This is a genomic window from Pseudomonas sp. AGC41 (assembly GCF_057334555.1).
In genome coordinates, this window is sequence record NZ_JBHFJB010000146.1 from 56,997 (window position 1) to 74,504 (window position 17,508).

Annotated in this window: 21 protein-coding genes; 10 read left to right on the plus strand and 11 right to left on the minus strand. The window is 60.1% G+C overall.

The annotated features are described in order from the left end of the window. Positions 1–30 precede the first annotated feature (30 nt). Positions 31–1,044 carry a GNAT family N-acetyltransferase gene (locus tag ACE04F_RS23595; RefSeq protein ID WP_486110135.1) on the minus strand — a complete coding sequence of 338 codons (1,014 nt, stop codon included), beginning with the start codon at positions 1,042–1,044 and terminating at the stop codon, positions 31–33. A 69-nt stretch (positions 1,045–1,113) separates the two neighbouring features. Beyond that, complete coding sequence (locus ACE04F_RS23600) at positions 1,114–1,890, minus strand: substrate-binding periplasmic protein (RefSeq protein WP_486110136.1); 777 nt, start codon at positions 1,888–1,890, stop codon at positions 1,114–1,116. A gap of 321 nt (positions 1,891–2,211) precedes the next feature. Here ACE04F_RS23600 and ACE04F_RS23605 point away from each other — a divergent pair, with 321 nt between their 5' ends. Both ACE04F_RS23605 and ppnP read left to right on the plus strand, forming a co-directional pair. Further along, positions 2,212–2,754, plus strand: coding sequence for a 3'-5' exonuclease (locus ACE04F_RS23605; protein ID WP_305499825.1), 543 nt, complete (start codon positions 2,212–2,214; stop codon positions 2,752–2,754). 86 nt (positions 2,755–2,840) lie between these two features. Continuing rightward, positions 2,841–3,125, plus strand: a complete 285-nt coding sequence (gene ppnP, locus ACE04F_RS23610) for a pyrimidine/purine nucleoside phosphorylase (RefSeq protein ID WP_003183665.1) — start codon at positions 2,841–2,843, stop codon at positions 3,123–3,125. 83 nt (positions 3,126–3,208) lie between these two features. Here ppnP and ACE04F_RS23615 read toward each other — a convergent pair whose 3' ends face one another. Together ACE04F_RS23615 and ACE04F_RS23620 are read right to left on the minus strand one after the other, a co-directional pair. After that, positions 3,209–4,018 (minus strand): MOSC domain-containing protein, encoded by an 810-nt coding sequence (locus ACE04F_RS23615; RefSeq protein ID WP_486110137.1) that lies wholly within the window; start codon positions 4,016–4,018, stop codon positions 3,209–3,211. 72 nt (positions 4,019–4,090) lie between these two features. After that, a complete protein-coding gene (locus tag ACE04F_RS23620; protein ID WP_214999118.1) occupies positions 4,091–5,014 on the minus strand; it encodes a chemotaxis protein CheV in 924 nt (307 codons plus the stop codon). Between the two features lie 462 nt (positions 5,015–5,476). Here ACE04F_RS23620 and ACE04F_RS23625 point away from each other — a divergent pair, with 462 nt between their 5' ends. From ACE04F_RS23625 to ACE04F_RS23635, 3 genes are all read left to right on the plus strand, one after another. Then, complete coding sequence (locus ACE04F_RS23625) at positions 5,477–5,947, plus strand: hypothetical protein (protein ID WP_486110138.1); 471 nt, start codon at positions 5,477–5,479, stop codon at positions 5,945–5,947. 232 nt (positions 5,948–6,179) lie between these two features. After that, entirely contained in the window at positions 6,180–7,073 is an 894-nt protein-coding gene (locus ACE04F_RS23630) for a sensor histidine kinase (protein WP_486110193.1), read from the plus strand. Further along, positions 7,070–7,729: a response regulator transcription factor gene (locus tag ACE04F_RS23635; protein WP_486110139.1), complete on the plus strand. Its 660-nt coding sequence runs from the start codon at positions 7,070–7,072 to the stop codon at positions 7,727–7,729. The genes ACE04F_RS23630 and ACE04F_RS23635 overlap by 4 nt, the downstream gene beginning before the upstream one ends. On the opposite strand, the gene yegS is transcribed toward ACE04F_RS23635, so the two are convergent. Beyond that, positions 7,713–8,630 (minus strand): lipid kinase YegS, encoded by a 918-nt coding sequence (gene yegS / locus ACE04F_RS23640; RefSeq protein WP_486110140.1) that lies wholly within the window; start codon positions 8,628–8,630, stop codon positions 7,713–7,715. The genes ACE04F_RS23635 and yegS overlap by 17 nt on opposite strands. Positions 8,631–8,967: 337 nt before the next feature. Between yegS and ACE04F_RS23645 the strand changes: the two genes are divergently transcribed. Continuing rightward, complete coding sequence (locus ACE04F_RS23645; RefSeq protein WP_486110141.1) at positions 8,968–9,276, plus strand: hypothetical protein; 309 nt, start codon at positions 8,968–8,970, stop codon at positions 9,274–9,276. Positions 9,277–9,328: 52 nt separating this feature from the next. On the opposite strand, the gene ACE04F_RS23650 is transcribed toward ACE04F_RS23645, so the two are convergent. Then, positions 9,329–10,516, minus strand: coding sequence for a molybdopterin molybdotransferase MoeA (locus tag ACE04F_RS23650; protein WP_486110194.1), 1,188 nt, complete (start codon positions 10,514–10,516; stop codon positions 9,329–9,331). Between the two features lie 22 nt (positions 10,517–10,538). Further along, the gene (gene moaB, locus ACE04F_RS23655) at positions 10,539–11,078 is read right to left on the minus strand and encodes a molybdenum cofactor biosynthesis protein B (RefSeq protein WP_486110142.1); all 540 of its coding nucleotides are present in this window, start codon (positions 11,076–11,078) and stop codon (positions 10,539–10,541) included. Between the two features lie 78 nt (positions 11,079–11,156). On the opposite strand from moaB, the gene mobA reads away from it, so the two are divergent. Next, positions 11,157–11,759: a molybdenum cofactor guanylyltransferase MobA gene (mobA, locus tag ACE04F_RS23660; protein ID WP_486110143.1), complete on the plus strand. Its 603-nt coding sequence runs from the start codon at positions 11,157–11,159 to the stop codon at positions 11,757–11,759. 75 nt (positions 11,760–11,834) lie between these two features. Then, the gene (locus ACE04F_RS23665; RefSeq protein WP_025212647.1) at positions 11,835–12,056 is read left to right on the plus strand and encodes a YgdI/YgdR family lipoprotein; all 222 of its coding nucleotides are present in this window, start codon (positions 11,835–11,837) and stop codon (positions 12,054–12,056) included. Positions 12,057–12,132: 76 nt separating this feature from the next. Here ACE04F_RS23665 and ACE04F_RS23670 read toward each other — a convergent pair whose 3' ends face one another. The 3 genes from ACE04F_RS23670 to ACE04F_RS23680 all read right to left on the minus strand — a co-directional run bounded on the left by ACE04F_RS23670 (position 12,133) and on the right by ACE04F_RS23680 (position 13,745). Further along, positions 12,133–13,023 (minus strand): pseudouridine synthase, encoded by an 891-nt coding sequence (locus tag ACE04F_RS23670; RefSeq protein WP_486110144.1) that lies wholly within the window; start codon positions 13,021–13,023, stop codon positions 12,133–12,135. Positions 13,024–13,093: 70 nt separating this feature from the next. Further along, positions 13,094–13,414 (minus strand): transcriptional regulator, encoded by a 321-nt coding sequence (locus ACE04F_RS23675; RefSeq protein ID WP_486110145.1) that lies wholly within the window; start codon positions 13,412–13,414, stop codon positions 13,094–13,096. A gap of 91 nt (positions 13,415–13,505) precedes the next feature. Further along, positions 13,506–13,745 (minus strand): glutaredoxin family protein, encoded by a 240-nt coding sequence (locus ACE04F_RS23680; RefSeq protein WP_486110146.1) that lies wholly within the window; start codon positions 13,743–13,745, stop codon positions 13,506–13,508. Between the two features lie 189 nt (positions 13,746–13,934). Between ACE04F_RS23680 and ACE04F_RS23685 the strand changes: the two genes are divergently transcribed. Further along, positions 13,935–15,647, plus strand: a complete 1,713-nt coding sequence (locus tag ACE04F_RS23685) for a cation:proton antiporter (protein ID WP_486110147.1) — start codon at positions 13,935–13,937, stop codon at positions 15,645–15,647. An 8-nt stretch (positions 15,648–15,655) separates the two neighbouring features. Here ACE04F_RS23685 and ACE04F_RS23690 read toward each other — a convergent pair whose 3' ends face one another. Further along, positions 15,656–16,864: an ammonium transporter gene (locus tag ACE04F_RS23690; RefSeq protein WP_486110148.1), complete on the minus strand. Its 1,209-nt coding sequence runs from the start codon at positions 16,862–16,864 to the stop codon at positions 15,656–15,658. Between the two features lie 327 nt (positions 16,865–17,191). Here ACE04F_RS23690 and ACE04F_RS23695 point away from each other — a divergent pair, with 327 nt between their 5' ends. Further along, complete coding sequence (locus tag ACE04F_RS23695) at positions 17,192–17,506, plus strand: ElaB/YgaM/YqjD family protein (protein ID WP_486110149.1); 315 nt, start codon at positions 17,192–17,194, stop codon at positions 17,504–17,506. Positions 17,507–17,508: the final 2 nt, after the last annotated feature.

Here is a 17,508-nt window from a genome sequence, read left to right on the forward strand (position 1 = left end):
CCGCGAAGAGGGCCTACCGGTCACACAGCCTCACACCAACGAACACCGGTCAAAAAACCGCTCGCGCCCCAGGATCATCAGCGCCGCGCGCTTGTGCGGGAAATCGAATTCCTTTTCACAGTGAAAACACTGGTTATGCAAATGCCCGATCATCCGGGCATTGTCGGCCCGAGGCTCGGCCACCACGCGCTGGGTGCGCGGATCGTCGAGAAACAAATAATGCACCAGCGCCGATAGCCAACTGGCGACTTTATGCGGGCCTCGATGCTGCTCTTCGCCCACCAGCATGTGAATGCCACGGTCATAGGCGTGAGCGTCATAAAACGGTGCGATTCGATCCTCCTTGGCCCAATAGGCTTCGAAGTAGGCGAATGGCTGCTCATCGAAACTACCGATCAAGGTCAAGACCCGAGGGTCATGCTCAAGCCTGGTCAAGTACTCGCGGTGCTGTTCCAGACTGCCCTCCTCCTGCCAGAAGCTCGCCACCCTGGGGCTGTTATGCCAGCGGTTGAATCGCGGCAGGTCTTGCTCGATTTCAAGCGTGCGCAAAGACACCCAGGCCCCTAGCCGCGCGTCGAAACGGCGATACACCTCGCCGCGCGGCTTGATCGGGCGACGTGGATGGCGCTTGCCGTCGGTGACGATCATCTGTTGCGGATAACTGCCGCTGAACGACTCTCCCAGCCAGGGCTGCGGCAGTTGCCAGAACAGCGTGCGTTCGCAGACGTACTCATCGCTGAGCTCGCCGCTCGTCAGCAAGCCGCTGAGCAGGGCTTCGCCGGGACACTCATTGAGGTGCCAGACCAGGCGCTGAGATTCGGGATCCCTGACAAACAGCCAATAGCAGGCCGCCCAAAGTGCCGGGCCGACCGGCCGGTCGTTGGTTTCCTGCAGATGCACATGCAACTGCGGACCGCGCTCCAGGCGCAGGCGGATCAGCGGCGCGCCTTCGAGCATCAGGCTCAGGTGCCGCTCGGTTTCATCGGCGCCCAGGCTGCGCCCGCCGGGCAAGGGCAGTATCGTCGGCTGATTGAGGTTGGACATGGGAGGCTCACGTTTTCGTCGGTGGTCAACGTGTGACGTGAGCCGGACAGATAAATTTAAGGCCCGGTTTCAATGAACATGGGTCTGCACCAGCTCGATCCGGTACGGCTGGAAAATTTTCAGCAACTGGCCGTCATCCCGCAGCTTCTGCAACATCTGCGCGAACGCTTGTGGGGAAATGGGCGCCTGGGGCCGAATCAGCGCGTAATGATGGTAAATCTGGTCGATGCGCTCGGATACCAGCAACTGGGAGGCCACTTGCGGATTGCGCAATACATAATCGCTGAGATAAGAACGGGTCACCAAGGCAATGTCCGCGCGGGTGCGGAGTACCATCTGCAGATTGCTGTCGTGGGAATAGGTCAACGTGGCGTTGTATTGGCCGATGAGGAACTTGGGGTCGGCGTTGAATTCGGCAAAGGCATAGTGATAGCCGCTGAACAGGGCCAGGCGCTTGCCCCTGAGATCGCTGAAATAGCTCTGCTGGCGATCCGGCTGGCGTTGGGCGACGAATATTTCGGCATCCTCCAGGCCCATGTCTACCGGAGTATGGGGCACATCCTGCCAACCCCAGTCGGGGTTCTCGAAAATCGCCATGTCGACCCGGCCCTGCTTGAAGTCGTTGAAACGGCGCGGAATCGAAGTGGGTACCAGCACGAACTGGTAATCGGCCTGTGAATGGTTCAAGGCCTCCACCAGTTGCGGCAACAGGCCGGTGTCGGCGCCGTTTTCGGGGCGAACGGTATAGGGCGGAAAATGCGCCGCGCCGATCCGGACCAATTGCGCAGCCTCAGCTGTCACCGCCAAGGCCATGGCCAGGACTGCCAGCAAGAAACGTGAGGTCATCCCCATCGGCGAACACGTCAAGATAACCACTCCCCCAAAGCCCCATCCCTCTTCACGCTAGGCGGTTTCAGCCGCTTAGCCAGCCGCACGTTCAATTAAAGCTGCGGCTTGATTATTGTTTTTATTTCATCCGGTCGCGCGGGGCAATTTAAGCTGACCAAGGCAACCAAGCAAGCGCTCGGGCGCCGAACAGGCATCTTCCATGCAGACAACCTCCATCAGGCCGGCCGCACCCCTCGCTCATCGCGCCAGGGACTATGCGGATGCTTCGGGTTTGACTACGCTCAAACCCATCTGCACGCCGATACCGGGAACCCTGCAATGCCATACTGGCTGGTGATTGATCTGGAAGCCACCACCGATGAAGGTGGCTGGCCGGTTACCGAAATGGAAATCATCGAAATCGGCGCCACCCTGGTGAATCGGGACGGGCGCGAGGTGGATCATTTCCAGCGCTTTGTACGGCCGCTGAGGCGCCCGTTGCTGACCTCTTTCTGTCGCACGCTGACGCATATCAGCCAGGCCAATATTGACGGCGCCGCGCCGCTGACCGAGGTCTGGCCGGCATTCGAACACTGGCTGGCGCCCTATCGAGCGAACCTCGAAGGCTGGGTCAGTTGGGGTGATTACGACCGCAAGCAATTGCTGCAGGAATGGCAAGGCCAGCACTTGCACAGCGCGCTCGGCCAGGTACCGCACATGAATCTCAAGCAGCGCTTCGCCAAGGCGCGTCGGCTGGAGCGACCGTTGGGGCTCAATGCAGCGTTGCAACTGGCCGGTCTGCAGTTCTGCGGCCAGCAGCACCGGGCATTGGAGGACGCCCGCAATACGGCGCGATTATTGCCGCTGGTGCTGACCGGCTGAGCGCCCTGCCAGGCGCGACAGATGACGACTGTTGTGGCCTTGTGCATACTGGCCGGCCTTTTTCAGCCCTTTCTGAGGAATCGCCCATGTTCAAAGTCAACGAGTACTTCGACGGCACCGTCAAGTCGATCGCCTTCGGCACTGCTGAAGGTCCAGCGACCATCGGCGTCATGGCACCGGGCGAATATGAGTTCGGCACTGCGCAGCGGGAAATCATGCATGTGGTTTCCGGCGCCCTGACCGTGAAACTGCCCGACAGCACCGATTGGGAAACCTTCGCCGCCGGTAGCCAGTTCAACGTCCCGGCCAACAGCAAGTTTCAGCTCAAGGTTGCCGTCGATACGGCTTACCTGTGTGAATATCGCGGCTGAGCTCCCTCGCCACAAAAGCCCCTGCGTGATAAATAAAAATGCCCGTGTCCAGCGACACGGGCATTTCTTTAGTCAGCAATCTTCTATTCCAACACTTCGACCGACATGCCGACCTCAAGCCGGCCATTGCCATCGTTGACCAGATTCTGGCCGAACATCGCGCCGTCCGGAGTCGAACGGTACTGCTGCAACGTGGCGAAAGGCTCACGCTGCGGATCGCGTTCACCGGTTTGCGGATCGACCGTGGTCATGATGCAGCGTGAACACGGCTTGACCACCCGGAACTCCACCTCGCCGATACGAATACGCTTCCAACCGTCTTCGGCGAACGCCTCGCTGCCGTCGATGACCAGATTGGGGCGAAAGCGCAGCATCTCTAGCGAGCGGCCAACTCTGTCCGATAAATCCTGCAACGAGGCCTGGCCGATCAACAGCAAAGGAAAGCCGTCGGCGAACGCGACCTTGTCGTCATCCTTGCCGTAGCCGGCTGCCGTGGTGCGGGCCAACTCCACTGGCACATGGACCAGCCGGGTGCGATTGCCAATGAATTCACTGACCCAGGTAGCCGCCTCGTCACCGGCATCCGGCACGCGCAGGGTATCGCGCCAGATGATCACGCCGCGCCGTTGCTCTTCGAGGGAAGGCGGCAACGGCACCTCGATGGTGCCATAGCCCGGCGAGCTGAGCGTCAGGCCGCCCGCCGCGCTCCACTCCGCCGAAAGCTGACTCATCTTTGCCACGGCCCGCTGAGTCAGGAAGCGGCCGCTGGCCTCATCCACCAGCATCCAGCGTCGATCGCCGTCGAGCCCGAGCTTGTCCAGGCCGATGCCCAGCAGCGGCTGTCCCTTGCCAGACTTCAACGGATACCGATACAGCGCGCTCAGCCGCAACATGATCAACTTTCCCTGATGGCGAAAAAGCGCAACCTTATACGAGCGAGCCGGTGAAGCAAACCTCGATCAGCCTCAGCCGAGCATCAACCGCTGGCGCACCACGTCGACCAGCTTGTCCGGCTGGAATTTGGACAGGAAATTGTCACAGCCGACCTTCTTGACCATCGAATCGTTGAAGCTGCCCGACAGCGAGGTATGCAGCACCACGTAGAGCCCACGCAGGCGTGGATCGTTGCGGATTTCCGTGGTCAGGCGGTAGCCATCCATCTCGGGCATTTCCGCGTCGGTGAAAATCATCAGCAGTTTGTCGGTCATCACTTCGCCGGTATCGGCCCAGGCCTTGAGCATATTCAGTGCCTTGAGGCCGTCGCTGGCGATATGCATCTTCACGCCCAACTGGCCCAGGGTGTCACGCAACTGCGAGAGTGCGACGTTGGAATCGTCCACCAGCAGAACTTCACGACCGCGGGCTCGTTCCAGTACCGGATCCTCGAGTTTGTCCCGTGAGACCTTGGCGTTGTAGGGGACGATTTCGGCGAGGACTTTCTCCACGTCGATGATTTCCACCAACTGGTCGTCGACCTTGCTGATAGCCGTCAGGTAGTGCTCACGACCGGCACTGGTCGGAGGCGGCAGGATGGCTTCCCAGTTCATGTTGACGATGCGGTCCACGCCGCCCACCAGGAACGCCTGTACCGAGCGGTTGTACTCGGTGACGATGATGGTGCTGTTAGGCCCCGGCACCAGCGGACGCATGCCGATGGCCTGGGAGAGATCGATCACCGGCAGCGTCTGGCCCCGCAGATTGACCACGCCACAGACGAACGGGTGGCGTTGGGGCATCAAGGTCAGCTTCGGCAGCTGCAATACCTCTTGGACCTTGAATACGTTGATGGCGAACAATTGGCGCCCCGCCAGGCGAAACATGAGAATTTCCAGGCGATTCTCACCCACCAGTTGGGTTCGTTGATCTACTGTGTCGAGAATGCCGGCCATCGATGACTCCTGGGCTTGTTCGGATGAATCTGTAAAGACGCTATCGGCGGTAGGCGCCGGATCTTGACCCCGACATTAAATAACGCCCCGGGGCATTGATGTCACATAGACATCATGCTTTACTGGCCTTCCGATTTACATCGGTTTTTCCCGCTGCGCGACTCCCGTTGACGCAGTAAGTTCCGCTGCCTAAGGGATTCCCCTAGGCACAATCAGGTCTAACCTGATATTCCCGATATCCAATAGCCATTAATGTGACGCCATTCTCATTGCTGAACGGAGTCAGGCTTTTGTGCGCGACTGCAAAACAACGGATTTCCAGTCTTTCAGCCGATTTCAGCGCAATCATTTGCGCGGCCGAGTTTGCGATCCGCAATGCGCCTTCGGTCGTACCGGCCATGAGACCCAGCCGTTCGCCACACGCGATCTACTTGCGCCTGACATGATGTTGTGGAGATAAGCATGCCGAACGATCGCAATAACTGGAGCCAGCGCCTTCCCGAGTTTCTGGTTGAAGCCGAGACACTCCTGGCCAAGTCGGAGGAATGCCTGAGCCATCTGGAGCTGATCAACAACGACAAGGATGCCATCGACTGCATGCTCAGCACGTTGCTGAAGCTGGCAAACAAGGCCGACGCTCTCGCATTGGAGGCCGTTTCGGAGTTTTCGCTGCATATCCATGGTTTGCTCAGCCATGCGCAAAACCACATGGAGCTGCATGACCAAGCGCTGGTCGCGCTGAAAGAATGCTTCACCCTGATGGCCTGGCAGTTGGAACTCGTCGACCACACCACCGGCAAACTGGGCCTGGACAACACTGAACAGACTTCTCTGATCGAAGCATTTGCGTTCCAGGTCGGCCAGAGTCCGTGCGAGGCGCTGCCAACACCGCGCCCAATGGCGTTGGTCCCATACCTACAAAAACAAGCATGAGCTGGTAGCAGCCGACCAACACCACGGCCTGGCCCGTCGGGCTTTGCTGCCGCCAAACCGGGCGCGACCAACGAAATCGGTAGTGGTACTATGTCCTACGTCAGTTGCCTCGGACAGCGGCGCAAGAAGCCGTCAAGTGAAGCAGCCCCCGACTTGAAACGTTTACCCGACCCGGCCCGTCAGATGCACTGACCGGCCTGCCCGCAGCGAACATTCATTGGCTCCATCCGCTATGCACCCCAGCTTCAAGTCAATCATCACCTGGCCACCGTCCCGAGAAAACGCCCGCCGGTTCACATTGCTGCTGTGCATCTGCTCGACCCTCGGTTGCCTGCTGGCCTACCTGTTCGCCCATCCGCTGCCGTTGAGCCTGCTGGTGCTCAATGGCGCGGCGCTGACCTGCGTCGGGATCCACTATCGACTGTCGCGCAAGTCCATCAAGTTCCAGCCGCAGGAACTGGCTGACCGACTGCTGGAGGTCCAGGAAAACGAGCGTCATCGGCTCAGTCGCGAACTGCACGACGACATCGGCCAATTGCTGACCGCGGCAAAACTGCAGAGCGAATGGCTCAAGCGACGCCTGCCGGAAGACTTGCAAGGCCAATGCAGCGTACTCAGCGACACGCTCGACGAAACCCTGAACAAAGTGCGTGATGTCTCGGCGATCCTTAATCCGAGACAACTGACCAGCCTCGGGCTCGAAGCCAGTGTTCGCGCTCACCTGCTCAAGACATTGGCCAATACGTCGGTGAAATGGAGCCTCGATTGCCAGCAGCGCATGACCGGCATCCCTGACGAAATGACCGTCGCCGCTTTTCGGATCACCCAGGAAGCCGTCACCAACATGTTGCGTCACGCCCAGGCGAGCAATCTCCTGGTGCGCCTGCAACGGCTTCCTGAGGGACTGACGTTACTGATCAGCGATGACGGCCAGGGATTCGTCCCGGCCAGCCACCCCGCCCGCGAAGGACAACGCGGCATGGCCGGCATGTCGGAGCGAGTCGAACAGTTGGGCGGCACCCTCAACGTCACCAGCGAGGCCGGTAAAGGCACGCATATCGAAGCTCGTTTTCCCTGGGCACCGCGTGTCCTTGAGCGGGCCAGTAAGAATAAGGTTCTCCATTGACTTGTAATTTGCTTCTGGTAGATGACCACCCGCTGATCCGGGCCGGTGTACGTGCCCTGGTCCTGGATCTCCCTGGCTACGCCGTCGTCGGTGAAGCCAGTGACGGCGCGCAACTGCCGGAACTGGCAGAACATCTGAACCCAGATATCGTGCTGCTGGACATTTCGATGAAGGACACCAGCGGCCTGGAAGCCTTGCAGCAGCTCAGGAAGGTACGCCCCCAGAGCAAGGTCCTGATCCTGTCCATGCACACCGACCCCGCGTTGATCATGCAGGCGCTGGAATCAGGTGCCCATGGCTATCTGCTCAAGGACACCACTGCCACCGAGCTGGCGCAAGCCCTGGACGCGCTACGCAACAACGAACGCTACCTGAGTCCGGCCATCGCCCATACCGTGATCAACCAGGCCCTGACCCGCGTCCAGAAGCATCAGCCCGAGCCTGCCCAGACCCACAACCTGACGGCACGCCAGCTGGAAATCCTGCGACTGATCGTTCGTGGCAAGTCCACCCGGGAAATCGCCAACGGCCTGAGCCTGAGCATCAAGACCGTGGAAACGCACCGGGCACAGATCATGAAGCGCCTGCAGATTCATGACGTGGCCGGCCTGGTACTGTTTGCGGTCCGCGAACAGATCATCAGTCTGGATGACTGAGCAGCACCGTGCCCTCCAGCAACGGCGAATCCGACGGCAAATGCACCCGTAGCGCTTTCGGACGCACGGTGAAACGTAGATCGCCGACCTGCAATGGCTCGCCATCCAGGTTGATGTCCAGGCCTTGGGCGACCTTGATTTCCACCCAGGGCAAGCGCGCTCTCACGAACATATTGTCTATGCCCAGGCCACCGGCCAGCAGATCCTTGAGCGTGCTGACAACCTCTTGAGGCGCCGGGAGGATGCTGATATCGAGCAAACCATCGTCGGCCAGCGCCTGCGGACATAGCAGATGCCCGCCGCCCGCCTGCCGACCATTGCCGATGCCCAGCGCCAGCAAGTCGCCGCGCCAGTGGAAATCGGGGCCCTGCAGTTCGCCATAGGCTGCGCTCAACTCACTGAAACGCGACAGGCCGGTAAACAGATAAGCGGCGCCGCCAAGGACCTTTTTCAAGTCTTCGGAAGTATTGGCGGTCACCTGGCTACCGAAGCCGCCCGTCGCCATGTTCAGGAAAATACAGCCACCGACCTCGCCCACGTCAATCGCCCTGGGCGCGACATCCAGCAGTTCCAGGGCCTGCTCCGGCTCCAGCGGGACGCCGGCCGCCCGGGCAAAGTCGTTAGCGGTGCCCAGGGGAAGCAGGACCAGGCTGGCATCGCCAGGCCGCTGAACCATCGCTTCGGCGATATCGCGCAGGGTCCCGTCACCGCCGCCGGCAATCAATCGGGTGTAACCGGCATCCAGTGCTTCGTCGACGCATCGCCGGGCATCGCCCGCTTCCCAAGTCAACCGTACCGCCAGGTCCCAGCCCTGTTTGCGCTTGAGCATCACTGCCGCGCGAACCTCTTCGTTGAGCGCTTGCTTGCCGTGCAGGATCAGTAGCGCCTTGCCTTTGCTCATCGTTCTCTCCGTCATTGGAAGGTTCAGGAAATGGGACCGCTTATTCAGCCGAAAAAGCCCGGCGCTGCTCACTTTATATAAAATAAGAGCCAGCACCTCGATAGAGGCGGCGGACTGCCTCCTCTCTACCCCCCTACATTCAAGGACTTTTCCTACGATATCTGGCGAATCAGCTCAATTGACCCTCCAGCCTTATTGGAACACCTTGGCATTCTGTTGCACTGAACTGAAAAAACACCAAATAGACAAGGATGGATAACCATGGATGGATACACCAAGGCCCGCAGGGGCGGGACCAATCATTTGAACACTCATGGACACAGCGGAGGCACGCCTCATGCCCGGCCATGAATTCAAATTGTCCCCCCGGCAATTTGGCCCCCTCAGGAACGAGCGGGCCGATAAGCTAAACGAAGGCAAAAGTTGCATTAATCCCGCTGGAGGAATTGATTTGGAACCGCGCGTCGTTGAACTGGAAACTCACCTCAAGTACATACGCAGGGACATGGATGAAATCCGTACCGACGTGAAGGCGGTCCGACACCGGCTCGCCTATCTGGCCGGCGCAGCCGCAGTGGTGGTCGGCCTGCTGGGCTGGGTGGCGAATAGCCGCTTCGACCAGATGGTCGCGCTGCTGTCGCGATAAATGCCGGCGTAAGGCCCGAGAATTCACTCGGGCCAGACAACGTTGCGCAGGTCTAGCCCAGTACTTCACTCAAAGGAATAAAGCTCACTTCATCACCTTCGACCAGTACTCGTCCTTCAAGGACCTCGACCAGCCCATCGGCCCACGCAGCGCTACGCAGCACACCTGAGCTCTGGTTCCGGTAGATGATCGCCCGACCGTTTTTAATGCGACCTCGCAAGTACTCTCGGCGAGAGCCCGCCTTCGGCCAGGCGAAGCCAGCAGGCACCTTGAACTTGAGTGGCTCCACTGACTGAACGCCCTGGCGCCGCAGCAGGTAAGGCCGAGCCAATAGTGCAAAGGTCACTAGCGTAGAGGCGGGGTTCCCCGGCAAGCCTATCACCGGCAGGCCACGGAAGTGCCCGAACGTCAGCGGCTTTCCAGGCTTGATGGCGAGCTTCCAGAGGGTCAATTCGCCCTCTTCGCGCAATGCAACGCCGAGAAAATCAGCCTCCCCCACCGATACGCCGCCTGTGGAAAGGATCAGATCGACATCCGACAGTCCGGCCAGGCAGCGACGGGTAGTGGGCAAATCGTCGGGCAGGATACCTGCGTCGATAACGTCGCAACCCAGGCGCTGCAGCCAGCTACAGAGCAGGACACGGTTGCTGTTGTAGATCTGTCCTGGGCCCAAGGCATGGCCAGGCTCCACCAGTTCGTCACCTGTCGACAGCACCGCAACGCGTACCTTGCGCACCACTGGCAGCGATGCACACCCCAGGGACGCCGCGAGGCCCAACTCGATCGGACCCAGGCGGGTGCCGGCGTCGAGGACTCGCTCCCCGATGGTTGTTTCCTGCCCTTGAAGTCGTATGTTCTGTCCGCTGACCATGGGCTGGGTGAATCTTACCCGCTGATCATCGTCGACAATGGCGTTCTCCTGCATTTCGACGCAATCGGCACCCGGCGGGACCGGCGCGCCCGTGAAGATACGCGCGCAAGTTCCCGGGGCGAGAGCATCCGGAGCCTGTCCGGCGAAAACCCGCTGACTGACGACCAACGCCTCGCCGTTCCAGTCCTTCAGACGCAGGGCGTAGCCGTCCATCGCGCTGTTGGGCCAGGGCGGCAGGTCAAGCGTCGAGATCAGGTCCTCGGCCAATACCCGCCCCTGCGCCTCGGCCAGCGGCACGCGCTCTTGCTCAGTGATGGGCGTGGCTGCCGCCATCTCGAGCAACCGCTCCAGCGCGACCTCGACGGCCATCAAGGCGCCGCCCTTTCCGGGTTTACCCACGGGATTCACAAGGCGCAGCCTGTTTCAAATGGGCGACAAAATTACACGGCCGATGGCGCGCGTCCAGTTGTTCAGCGAGGATCCCGTCCCATCCGGTACGCACCGCGTTGGTCGAACCCGGCAAGCAACAGACCAACGTACCGTTGGCCAGGCCGGCCAGTGCCCGGGACTGGACGGTAGAGGTGCCAATGTCCACCACGGATATCTGCCGGAACAGTTCGCCAAAACCATCGACCTGCTTGTCCAACAGACACGTAACGGCCTCCGGCGTGCTGTCGCGACCGGTGAAACCGGTGCCACCGGTGATCAGCACTACCTGCACCACCTCGTCAGCGATCCAGGTGGCGACTTGGGCGCGGATCTTGTACAGGTCATCTTTGAGCAGTACCCGGGCCGCGAGATTGTGCCCAGCCTCCGTGAGCCGGTCGACGAAGACCTGCCCCGACGTGTCGGTTTCCAAGGTACGGGTATCGCTGACAGTCAGCACCGCGATATTGAGCGGCACGAAAGGTACATCAGCCTTGGCTTTCATAGGCTCGTCCAGTTGTAGGGGGAACAGCGCGGTGTTATATCACAGCGCCCGATTTTTTCGCCTGTGTGGAGACACATCATGACCTCGAACGATCCTTTGCCACCCTGCTCGATCCTGCTCCTGGCGGGCGGGCGCGGACAACGCATGGGTGGCCAGGACAAAGGCCTGCTGGAGTGGCAAGGCGAACCGTTGATTGCCCACCTTTATCGGCGGACCCGGGCCCTGAGCGACGACGTGATCATCTCTTGCAACCGCAACCCGGAACGCTACGCATTGTATGCCGACCAACTGGTTCACGACGATGAGGGGGACTTTCCCGGACCACTGGCAGGCATCCGGGCGGGCCTCAAGGTGGCGCGCCATCCTTATTTACTGGTATTGCCTTGTGATGTCCCGCAAATCGACTCATGCCTGCTCGACAGCATGCGCGAAACGGCAAACCGCCATCCCGGCAAGCCGTTGATGGTGCGTCAGGGTGAGCATTGGGAGCCGTTGTTATGCATCATCCCCCGGGCTCTGGCAGCAGATTTTGAAAGGGCCTGGGACGAAGGCGAGCGCAGTCCCGGCCGCATCATGCGTACGCTGCACGCCGTCGCCTTGCAATGCCCGGCGAACGATGCGCGACTGGCCAACCTCAATACGCCGGAACTGCTGGCACGGCATACAGGCGTGTCAGATTGACACTAGCCAGGAACTTACATGCGATGTATACGTCTTACGGTCAGTAACTTGAAGAATCCATTTCGGAGAAACACCATGACTCAACGGACCCTCGCCACTTTCATGCTCGCGCTGGGCCTCGCCACTCTCGCCGGGTGTGCATCGCCAACAGTGATTACCCTGAATGACGGTCGCGAAATCCAGGCCGTCGACACGCCAAAATATGATGAAGACAGCGGCTTCTACGAATTCGAGCAACTGGACGGCAAGCAGACTCGCGTGAACAAGGACCAGGTTCGTACCGTTAAAGACCTGTAATCTTCAGCGTTACAGCCCGATTAAAAAAGCCCGCAAGCATTGCGGGCTTTTTAATGCCTGGCGGAAAGTGGCGTGGCTACCAGCGCAGGGCAATATCACTCTCGAAAACCCGCTGCTGACCCGTGATCGGATCGATGAAACCTAATCTCTTGGCCAACAGCTTGAGCGGATTGGCATAGTCATCTTGGGCATCCCGAATTACATCGGGGTAAAACGGATCGTTGCAGATGCCAGCCCCCAAGGCACTCATATGCACCCGCAGCTGGTGCTTTTTCCCAGTAACCGGATACAGGCCGTACCGCCACAGGTCGCCGTTCATCTCAAGCACTTCCATGGCCGTCTCGGTATTGGGCTCGCCCGGCCCCTCCTGCATCCGGAAAAAAGGCTCGCCGTCGATCATCCGGCTTCTATGCACACACGGAAACGCCACTCCGGGCAGCGCGGGGGCTATGGCTTCATAACTTTTTTCGATTCGCCGCGTCGGAAACAACGATTGATAAGCCGAACGGGTCTGTGGATTGGCTGAAAACAACACCAGCCCGGCCGTATGCCGATCAATACGGTGCAAGGGGACTAAATGGGGATTGTCCAGGCGACGAATCAATCGACGCAGCAATGTCTGCTCGACATACTCCCCCGCCGGCGTGACGGGCAGGAAGTGCGGTTTGTCCGCGACCACCAGATGGTCATCGACGTAGAGAATCGACTCCTCCACCGGGATCGGTTTTTCATCGGGCACTTCACGAAAATAGTGGATCCGCATGCCTTCGCGATAGGCCAGGTCGACGCTGATCGCCCGCCCCTCCCCGTCCAGCACTCGTCCCCGGGCAATCCGATCCAGCCACTGCTCGCGGCTGATCGCACTGAAATGCTCGCAAAGACATTCCAGCACCGTCTGCCAGGAACCAGGCGGCAGGTACAGTGTGCTGGCTTGATGGCGCGCTGCGGAGAATGATGAACCGGACATTGAAGACTCTTGAACGTTGACGGGTCGGTATTATCCGCCAGGCGCACAGGCCGGCACAGTGGTGATTGGCTCAGGCACGAATCAATGTAGGTTTTGCCGCCGCTTCAGTGAACTCCTTCAGCCAGCGCAGTACTTCGACTGCCTCCCAGCGGCCTGGGTCGTACAACGCGTACAACAACCCCTGGTAACCCACCACGTCCAATTGCTTGTGGTAGCCGGCGCGCTGGAACAACGCTTCGATCTCGGCGAAACAGGTGTTGAAATGCAGTTTATTGAACGGTGTCTTGCCTTCAGTTACCAAGCCATCCAGGCGCAATTCCAGGACCGCCTCGCGCACCACGTCCGCCGACATCCTGTTCACGCTGTTTTTCAATTGTTCGACATTGACCAAGGGACGCACTCCGGATAGCTGTATGGGCATACAGTAACCGAAGAATGCCATTTCGCCAATGGCGGTGAATGACCTCAGGCGATGGAAGGTATCAACGCAGAAACGCCGCCACCCGGTCGGGATCATCGAAGGGCCACTCCAGTTCCGCCCCTGTATCGATGCGACGGAGCACAGGGATGCGCAAACCGTAGGCTTCAGACAACTTGTCGCTTTCGGCGATATCCACCAGTTCCACCAACAGGCCGTGCTCGACGAACGGCATCAGCACGCCCTCGGCAACTTCACACAGGTGGCACCCCAGGGTGCCGAACAACTGGCATTCAGGCGGCATGGCAGGTAGACCCGAAAAAATAGACGATCATTCTAGGCTGGCTCCACATGGCCGTCGAGCGGCGTACCGTAGCTCATCATGTTTCAGTAAAACGCTGACGCAAATCATTGAGCTCAAATGTCTTTTCGGCAATGCTCGACGTATTTTCTCTCCTAAGCTGGATGTCAGCGTCTTGAAACGGAGTTCCCCTTGTTCACCAACCTGCTGATCATCCTTGCCTCCTCCCTGGTAGTCATCGCCCTGTTCAGGCGATTGCGCCTGCCACCGGTGCTCGGCTACCTCTGCGTCGGGCTGGCGGTCGGCCCCACTGCCCTGGACTGGGTAAACGACAGCGAGGAATTGCCGGATCTGGCCGAGCTCGGCGTGGTCTTCCTGTTGTTCTCGCTGGGGCTGGAATTCTCGTTGTCGAAGATGCTCGAACTGCGTCGGGTGGTGTTCGGCCTCGGCAGTTTGCAAGTGGTGTGTTCGGGGCTGCTGCTGGGGGTCCTCCTGGTGTTCTGCGGCGCCCCGGCGCTGGCGGCGCTGCTTCTGGGCGCCGGGCTGGCCTTGTCGTCCACAGCCATTGTCAGCAAGGAACTGACCAGCCTGGGGGAAATTTTCAGCAGCCATGGCCAGAACGCTATCGGCGTGCTGCTGTTTCAGGATGTCGTCGCCGTATTGCTGTTGACCCTGGTACCGGTCTTTGCCGGCAGCAGCGAGTACGCCTGGTACTGGGCGCTGCCCCTGACCCTGGGCAAGACACTATTTCTGTTCGGCGGCCTGCTGCTCGCCAGCCGCTGGCTGCTGCCCCGACTGTTCCATGAAGTAGCCGCGTCCCGGTCCGCCGAGCTGTTCGTGCTGCTGGCGCTGGTGATCGTACTGCTCACCGCATGGCTGACGCACCTGCTCGGCCTGTCACCGGCCCTGGGCGCATTCCTGGCCGGCATGTTGCTGGGAGAAAGCCACTACCGGCACCAGATCGAGGCCGATATACGTCCGTTCCGCGACATCCTGCTGGGGCTGTTTTTCGTCAGCATCGGCATGCTGATCGACCTTCGACTGTTCATCGACGATGGTCTGCAGATACTCGGGTTGACCCTCGGTTTGATGATCATCAAGGGCTGCGTGGTCGCCGCGCTGGTCAAGTGCCGCGGCAGCGACGGTGAAACCGCATGGCGCAGCGGACTGGCCTTGGCTCAGGGTGGCGAGTTCTGTTTTGCCCTGATGGCACTGATGCAGCAGAACCGCCTCATGCCTGCGGACATCAGCGGCCTGCTGTTGGCCGCGACATTCTGCTCGATGCTGCTGACCCCGCTTTTGCTGCGTGCAGCGCCGGGGATTGCCGCGCGCCTGCACCGCAAACCCAACCAGGAAGCACAACTGGACCAGATCAGCGAACTCAATGCAGGCTTGTCGGGTCATGTGGTGATCTGCGGGTATGGTCGGGTGGGCCAGTCCATCGGGCGGTTCCTGCGCCGCGAAGGCCTGGCGTTTGTCGCTCTGGACGACGACCCGGTGATCATTCAGGAAGCCACGGTCGATGAGCGTTGCGTACATTACGGGGACTCACGCCGGGCCGACCTGCTGACCGCCGTCGGACTGAGTCGCGCCCGGCTGTTGGTCATCGCGGTCGACAAGACGGATATCGCGCTGACCGTACTCAGGGAAGCCCGACGCGTCAACCCGCAGGTGCCGATCCTGGTACGCACTCGGGACGACAGTCAATTGGCCGAACTGCAGGCCGCCGGGGCGACAGAAGTCGTCCCGGAACTGCTGGAGTCGAGCCTGATGCTCGCGTCTCACGCGCTGGTCATGCTCGGGCTGCCGGAGCAACGGGTCCGACATCACGTGGATCAGGTTCGTCACGAACGCTATGGCCTGCTGCACGGGTTCTATCCGGGCAACCAGGACAAGGAGCCGTAGTGCAACGCTCAATCCTGGCTGACGGCACCGATCTTGTGGATCGACAGATCGGCGCCGTAGTACTCCTCTTCCTGGGTCAACCGCAGCCCCAGCACGAACTTGATCGCACCATAAACCGCGAACCCGCCGACCAGGGCGATGACGACTCCCAACGCAGTCCCGAGCAGTTGACTGACCAGGCTGACGCCGCCGAGGCCACCCAGGGCTTGCTGGCCAAAAATACCGCAGGCAATGCCACCCCAGACGCCGCACAAGCCATGAAGGGGCCAGACTCCCAGCACGTCGTCGATTTTCCACTTACCCTGCGCCGCAATGAAACACCAGACAAACAGCCCACCCGCGATGGCTCCGGTTGCCAGGGCACCCACCGGATGCATCAAGTCGGATCCGGCACAAACCGCCACCAACCCGGCCAACGGACCGTTATGCAGGAAGCCGGGGTCGTTGCGCCCGACAATCAAGGCCGTCACGGTCCCGCCGACCATCGCCATCAACGAGTTGACCGCCACCAACCCACTGACTCCGGGCAACGTCTGGGCGCTCATCACGTTGAAACCGAACCAGCCGACGATGAGAATCCACGAGCCCAACGCCAGGAACGGAATGCTCGAAGGCGCGAACGCCACCAGGCGACCGTCCCGATAGCGACCATTGCGCGGCCCGAGCAAAAGCACCGCGGCCAATGCCAGCCAGCCGCCCATGGCATGCACGACCACGGAGCCGGCAAAGTCATGGAAACTGGCGCCGAAACGGGCTTGCAGCCAGGCTTGCAGGCCGTAGTTGCCATTCCAGACCAGGCCTTCGAAAAACGGGTAGATGAACGCTACGATCAGTACCGTGGCGCACATCTGCGGTACGAACCGGGCACGCTCGGCGATCCCCCCTGAGATAATGGCCGGGATTGCGGCGGCAAAGGTGAGCAGGAAGAAAAACTTTACCAGGCTGTAGCCGTGATCGGCGCTGAGCACCGCCGCTGGCTGCAAAAAGGTCACGCCGTAGGAAATCCAGTAGCCTATGAAGAAGTAGGCCAAGGTCGACACCGCGAAATCGCTGAGGATCTTCGACAACGCATTGACCTGATTCTTTTGCCGGACGGTGCCTACTTCAAGGAACGCGAAGCCGGCGTGCATGGCCAGAACCATGACCGCACCGAGCAGGATGAACAGCGTGTTGGAGCTGTGGACCAGACTGTCCACGGCGCTTTGCAGATTTTCCATGGTGTTGGCAGACCTGAAGAAAGTGAAATAGGCACCAAAGCGGTTCAATCGCGCGGCCGACGCACCAAGTTGAAACGCCTCACTCACCTGCGAGCCGCTTTGGTGCACGAAAACCGGTTTGACGACGCTGTGCAGCGAGGTGCTTCGCGGGTTTTGATTATTTGAGTTAAGGTTTTGCGGGCTTCTGCCCAGCTTAAGCGCACAGGTGCATGCCGACGCACCAGTACATGGCGGATGCCAGAGCAAAAGTTGTACCAGCAGTTTCACTGAACCTTCCGGCAAGGCTCATACTCGAACGCTTCAGACGTCACTTACGGAGATGCACCGATGGCCAGAACCCAGGCAAAGACTGCTCAAGAAACCCTGAAGGAAGACTTCCAGACACTGGTCAAAGATACCGAACGATTGCTCGACCACACGGCGACTCTGGCGGGTGACCAGGCTGACGAGTTGCGTAGCCAGATCCATGAAACCCTCTTGCACGCCCGTGAAACCCTCAAGCTCACCGAAGACTCGGTACGCGAACGGGGCCAGGCTGCGGTGATCGCAACCGAAGAGTATGTACAGGCCAATCCCTGGCAATCGGTCGGCATCGCTGCGGGCGTAGGCTTTTTGATCGGACTGCTGGCGACACGGCGCTGATG

Coding starts and splice junctions, on each gene's coding strand:
- ppnP (WP_003183665.1), top strand. CDS start 2,841: ATGTTCAAAGTCAACGAGTACTTCGACGGCACCGTCAAGTCGATCGCC.
- ACE04F_RS23695 (WP_486110149.1), top strand. CDS start 17,192: ATGGCCAGAACCCAGGCAAAGACTGCTCAAGAAACCCTGAAGGAAGAC.
- ACE04F_RS23670 (WP_486110144.1), bottom strand. CDS start 13,023: ATGTCCGGTTCATCATTCTCCGCAGCGCGCCATCAAGCCAGCACACTG.
- ACE04F_RS23690 (WP_486110148.1), bottom strand. CDS start 16,864: ATGGAAAATCTGCAAAGCGCCGTGGACAGTCTGGTCCACAGCTCCAAC.
- yegS (WP_486110140.1), bottom strand. CDS start 8,630: ATGAGCAAAGGCAAGGCGCTACTGATCCTGCACGGCAAGCAAGCGCTC.
- ACE04F_RS23680 (WP_486110146.1), bottom strand. CDS start 13,745: ATGCCGCCTGAATGCCAGTTGTTCGGCACCCTGGGGTGCCACCTGTGT.
- ACE04F_RS23605 (WP_305499825.1), top strand. CDS start 2,212: ATGCCATACTGGCTGGTGATTGATCTGGAAGCCACCACCGATGAAGGT.
- ACE04F_RS23630 (WP_486110193.1), top strand. CDS start 6,180: ATGCACCCCAGCTTCAAGTCAATCATCACCTGGCCACCGTCCCGAGAA.
- moaB (WP_486110142.1), bottom strand. CDS start 11,078: ATGAAAGCCAAGGCTGATGTACCTTTCGTGCCGCTCAATATCGCGGTG.
- ACE04F_RS23600 (WP_486110136.1), bottom strand. CDS start 1,890: ATGACCTCACGTTTCTTGCTGGCAGTCCTGGCCATGGCCTTGGCGGTG.
- ACE04F_RS23625 (WP_486110138.1), top strand. CDS start 5,477: ATGCCGAACGATCGCAATAACTGGAGCCAGCGCCTTCCCGAGTTTCTG.
- mobA (WP_486110143.1), top strand. CDS start 11,157: ATGACCTCGAACGATCCTTTGCCACCCTGCTCGATCCTGCTCCTGGCG.
- ACE04F_RS23665 (WP_025212647.1), top strand. CDS start 11,835: ATGACTCAACGGACCCTCGCCACTTTCATGCTCGCGCTGGGCCTCGCC.
- ACE04F_RS23615 (WP_486110137.1), bottom strand. CDS start 4,018: ATGTTGCGGCTGAGCGCGCTGTATCGGTATCCGTTGAAGTCTGGCAAG.
- ACE04F_RS23645 (WP_486110141.1), top strand. CDS start 8,968: ATGCCCGGCCATGAATTCAAATTGTCCCCCCGGCAATTTGGCCCCCTC.
- ACE04F_RS23650 (WP_486110194.1), bottom strand. CDS start 10,516: ATGGCCGTCGAGGTCGCGCTGGAGCGGTTGCTCGAGATGGCGGCAGCC.
- ACE04F_RS23595 (WP_486110135.1), bottom strand. CDS start 1,044: ATGTCCAACCTCAATCAGCCGACGATACTGCCCTTGCCCGGCGGGCGC.
- ACE04F_RS23620 (WP_214999118.1), bottom strand. CDS start 5,014: ATGGCCGGCATTCTCGACACAGTAGATCAACGAACCCAACTGGTGGGT.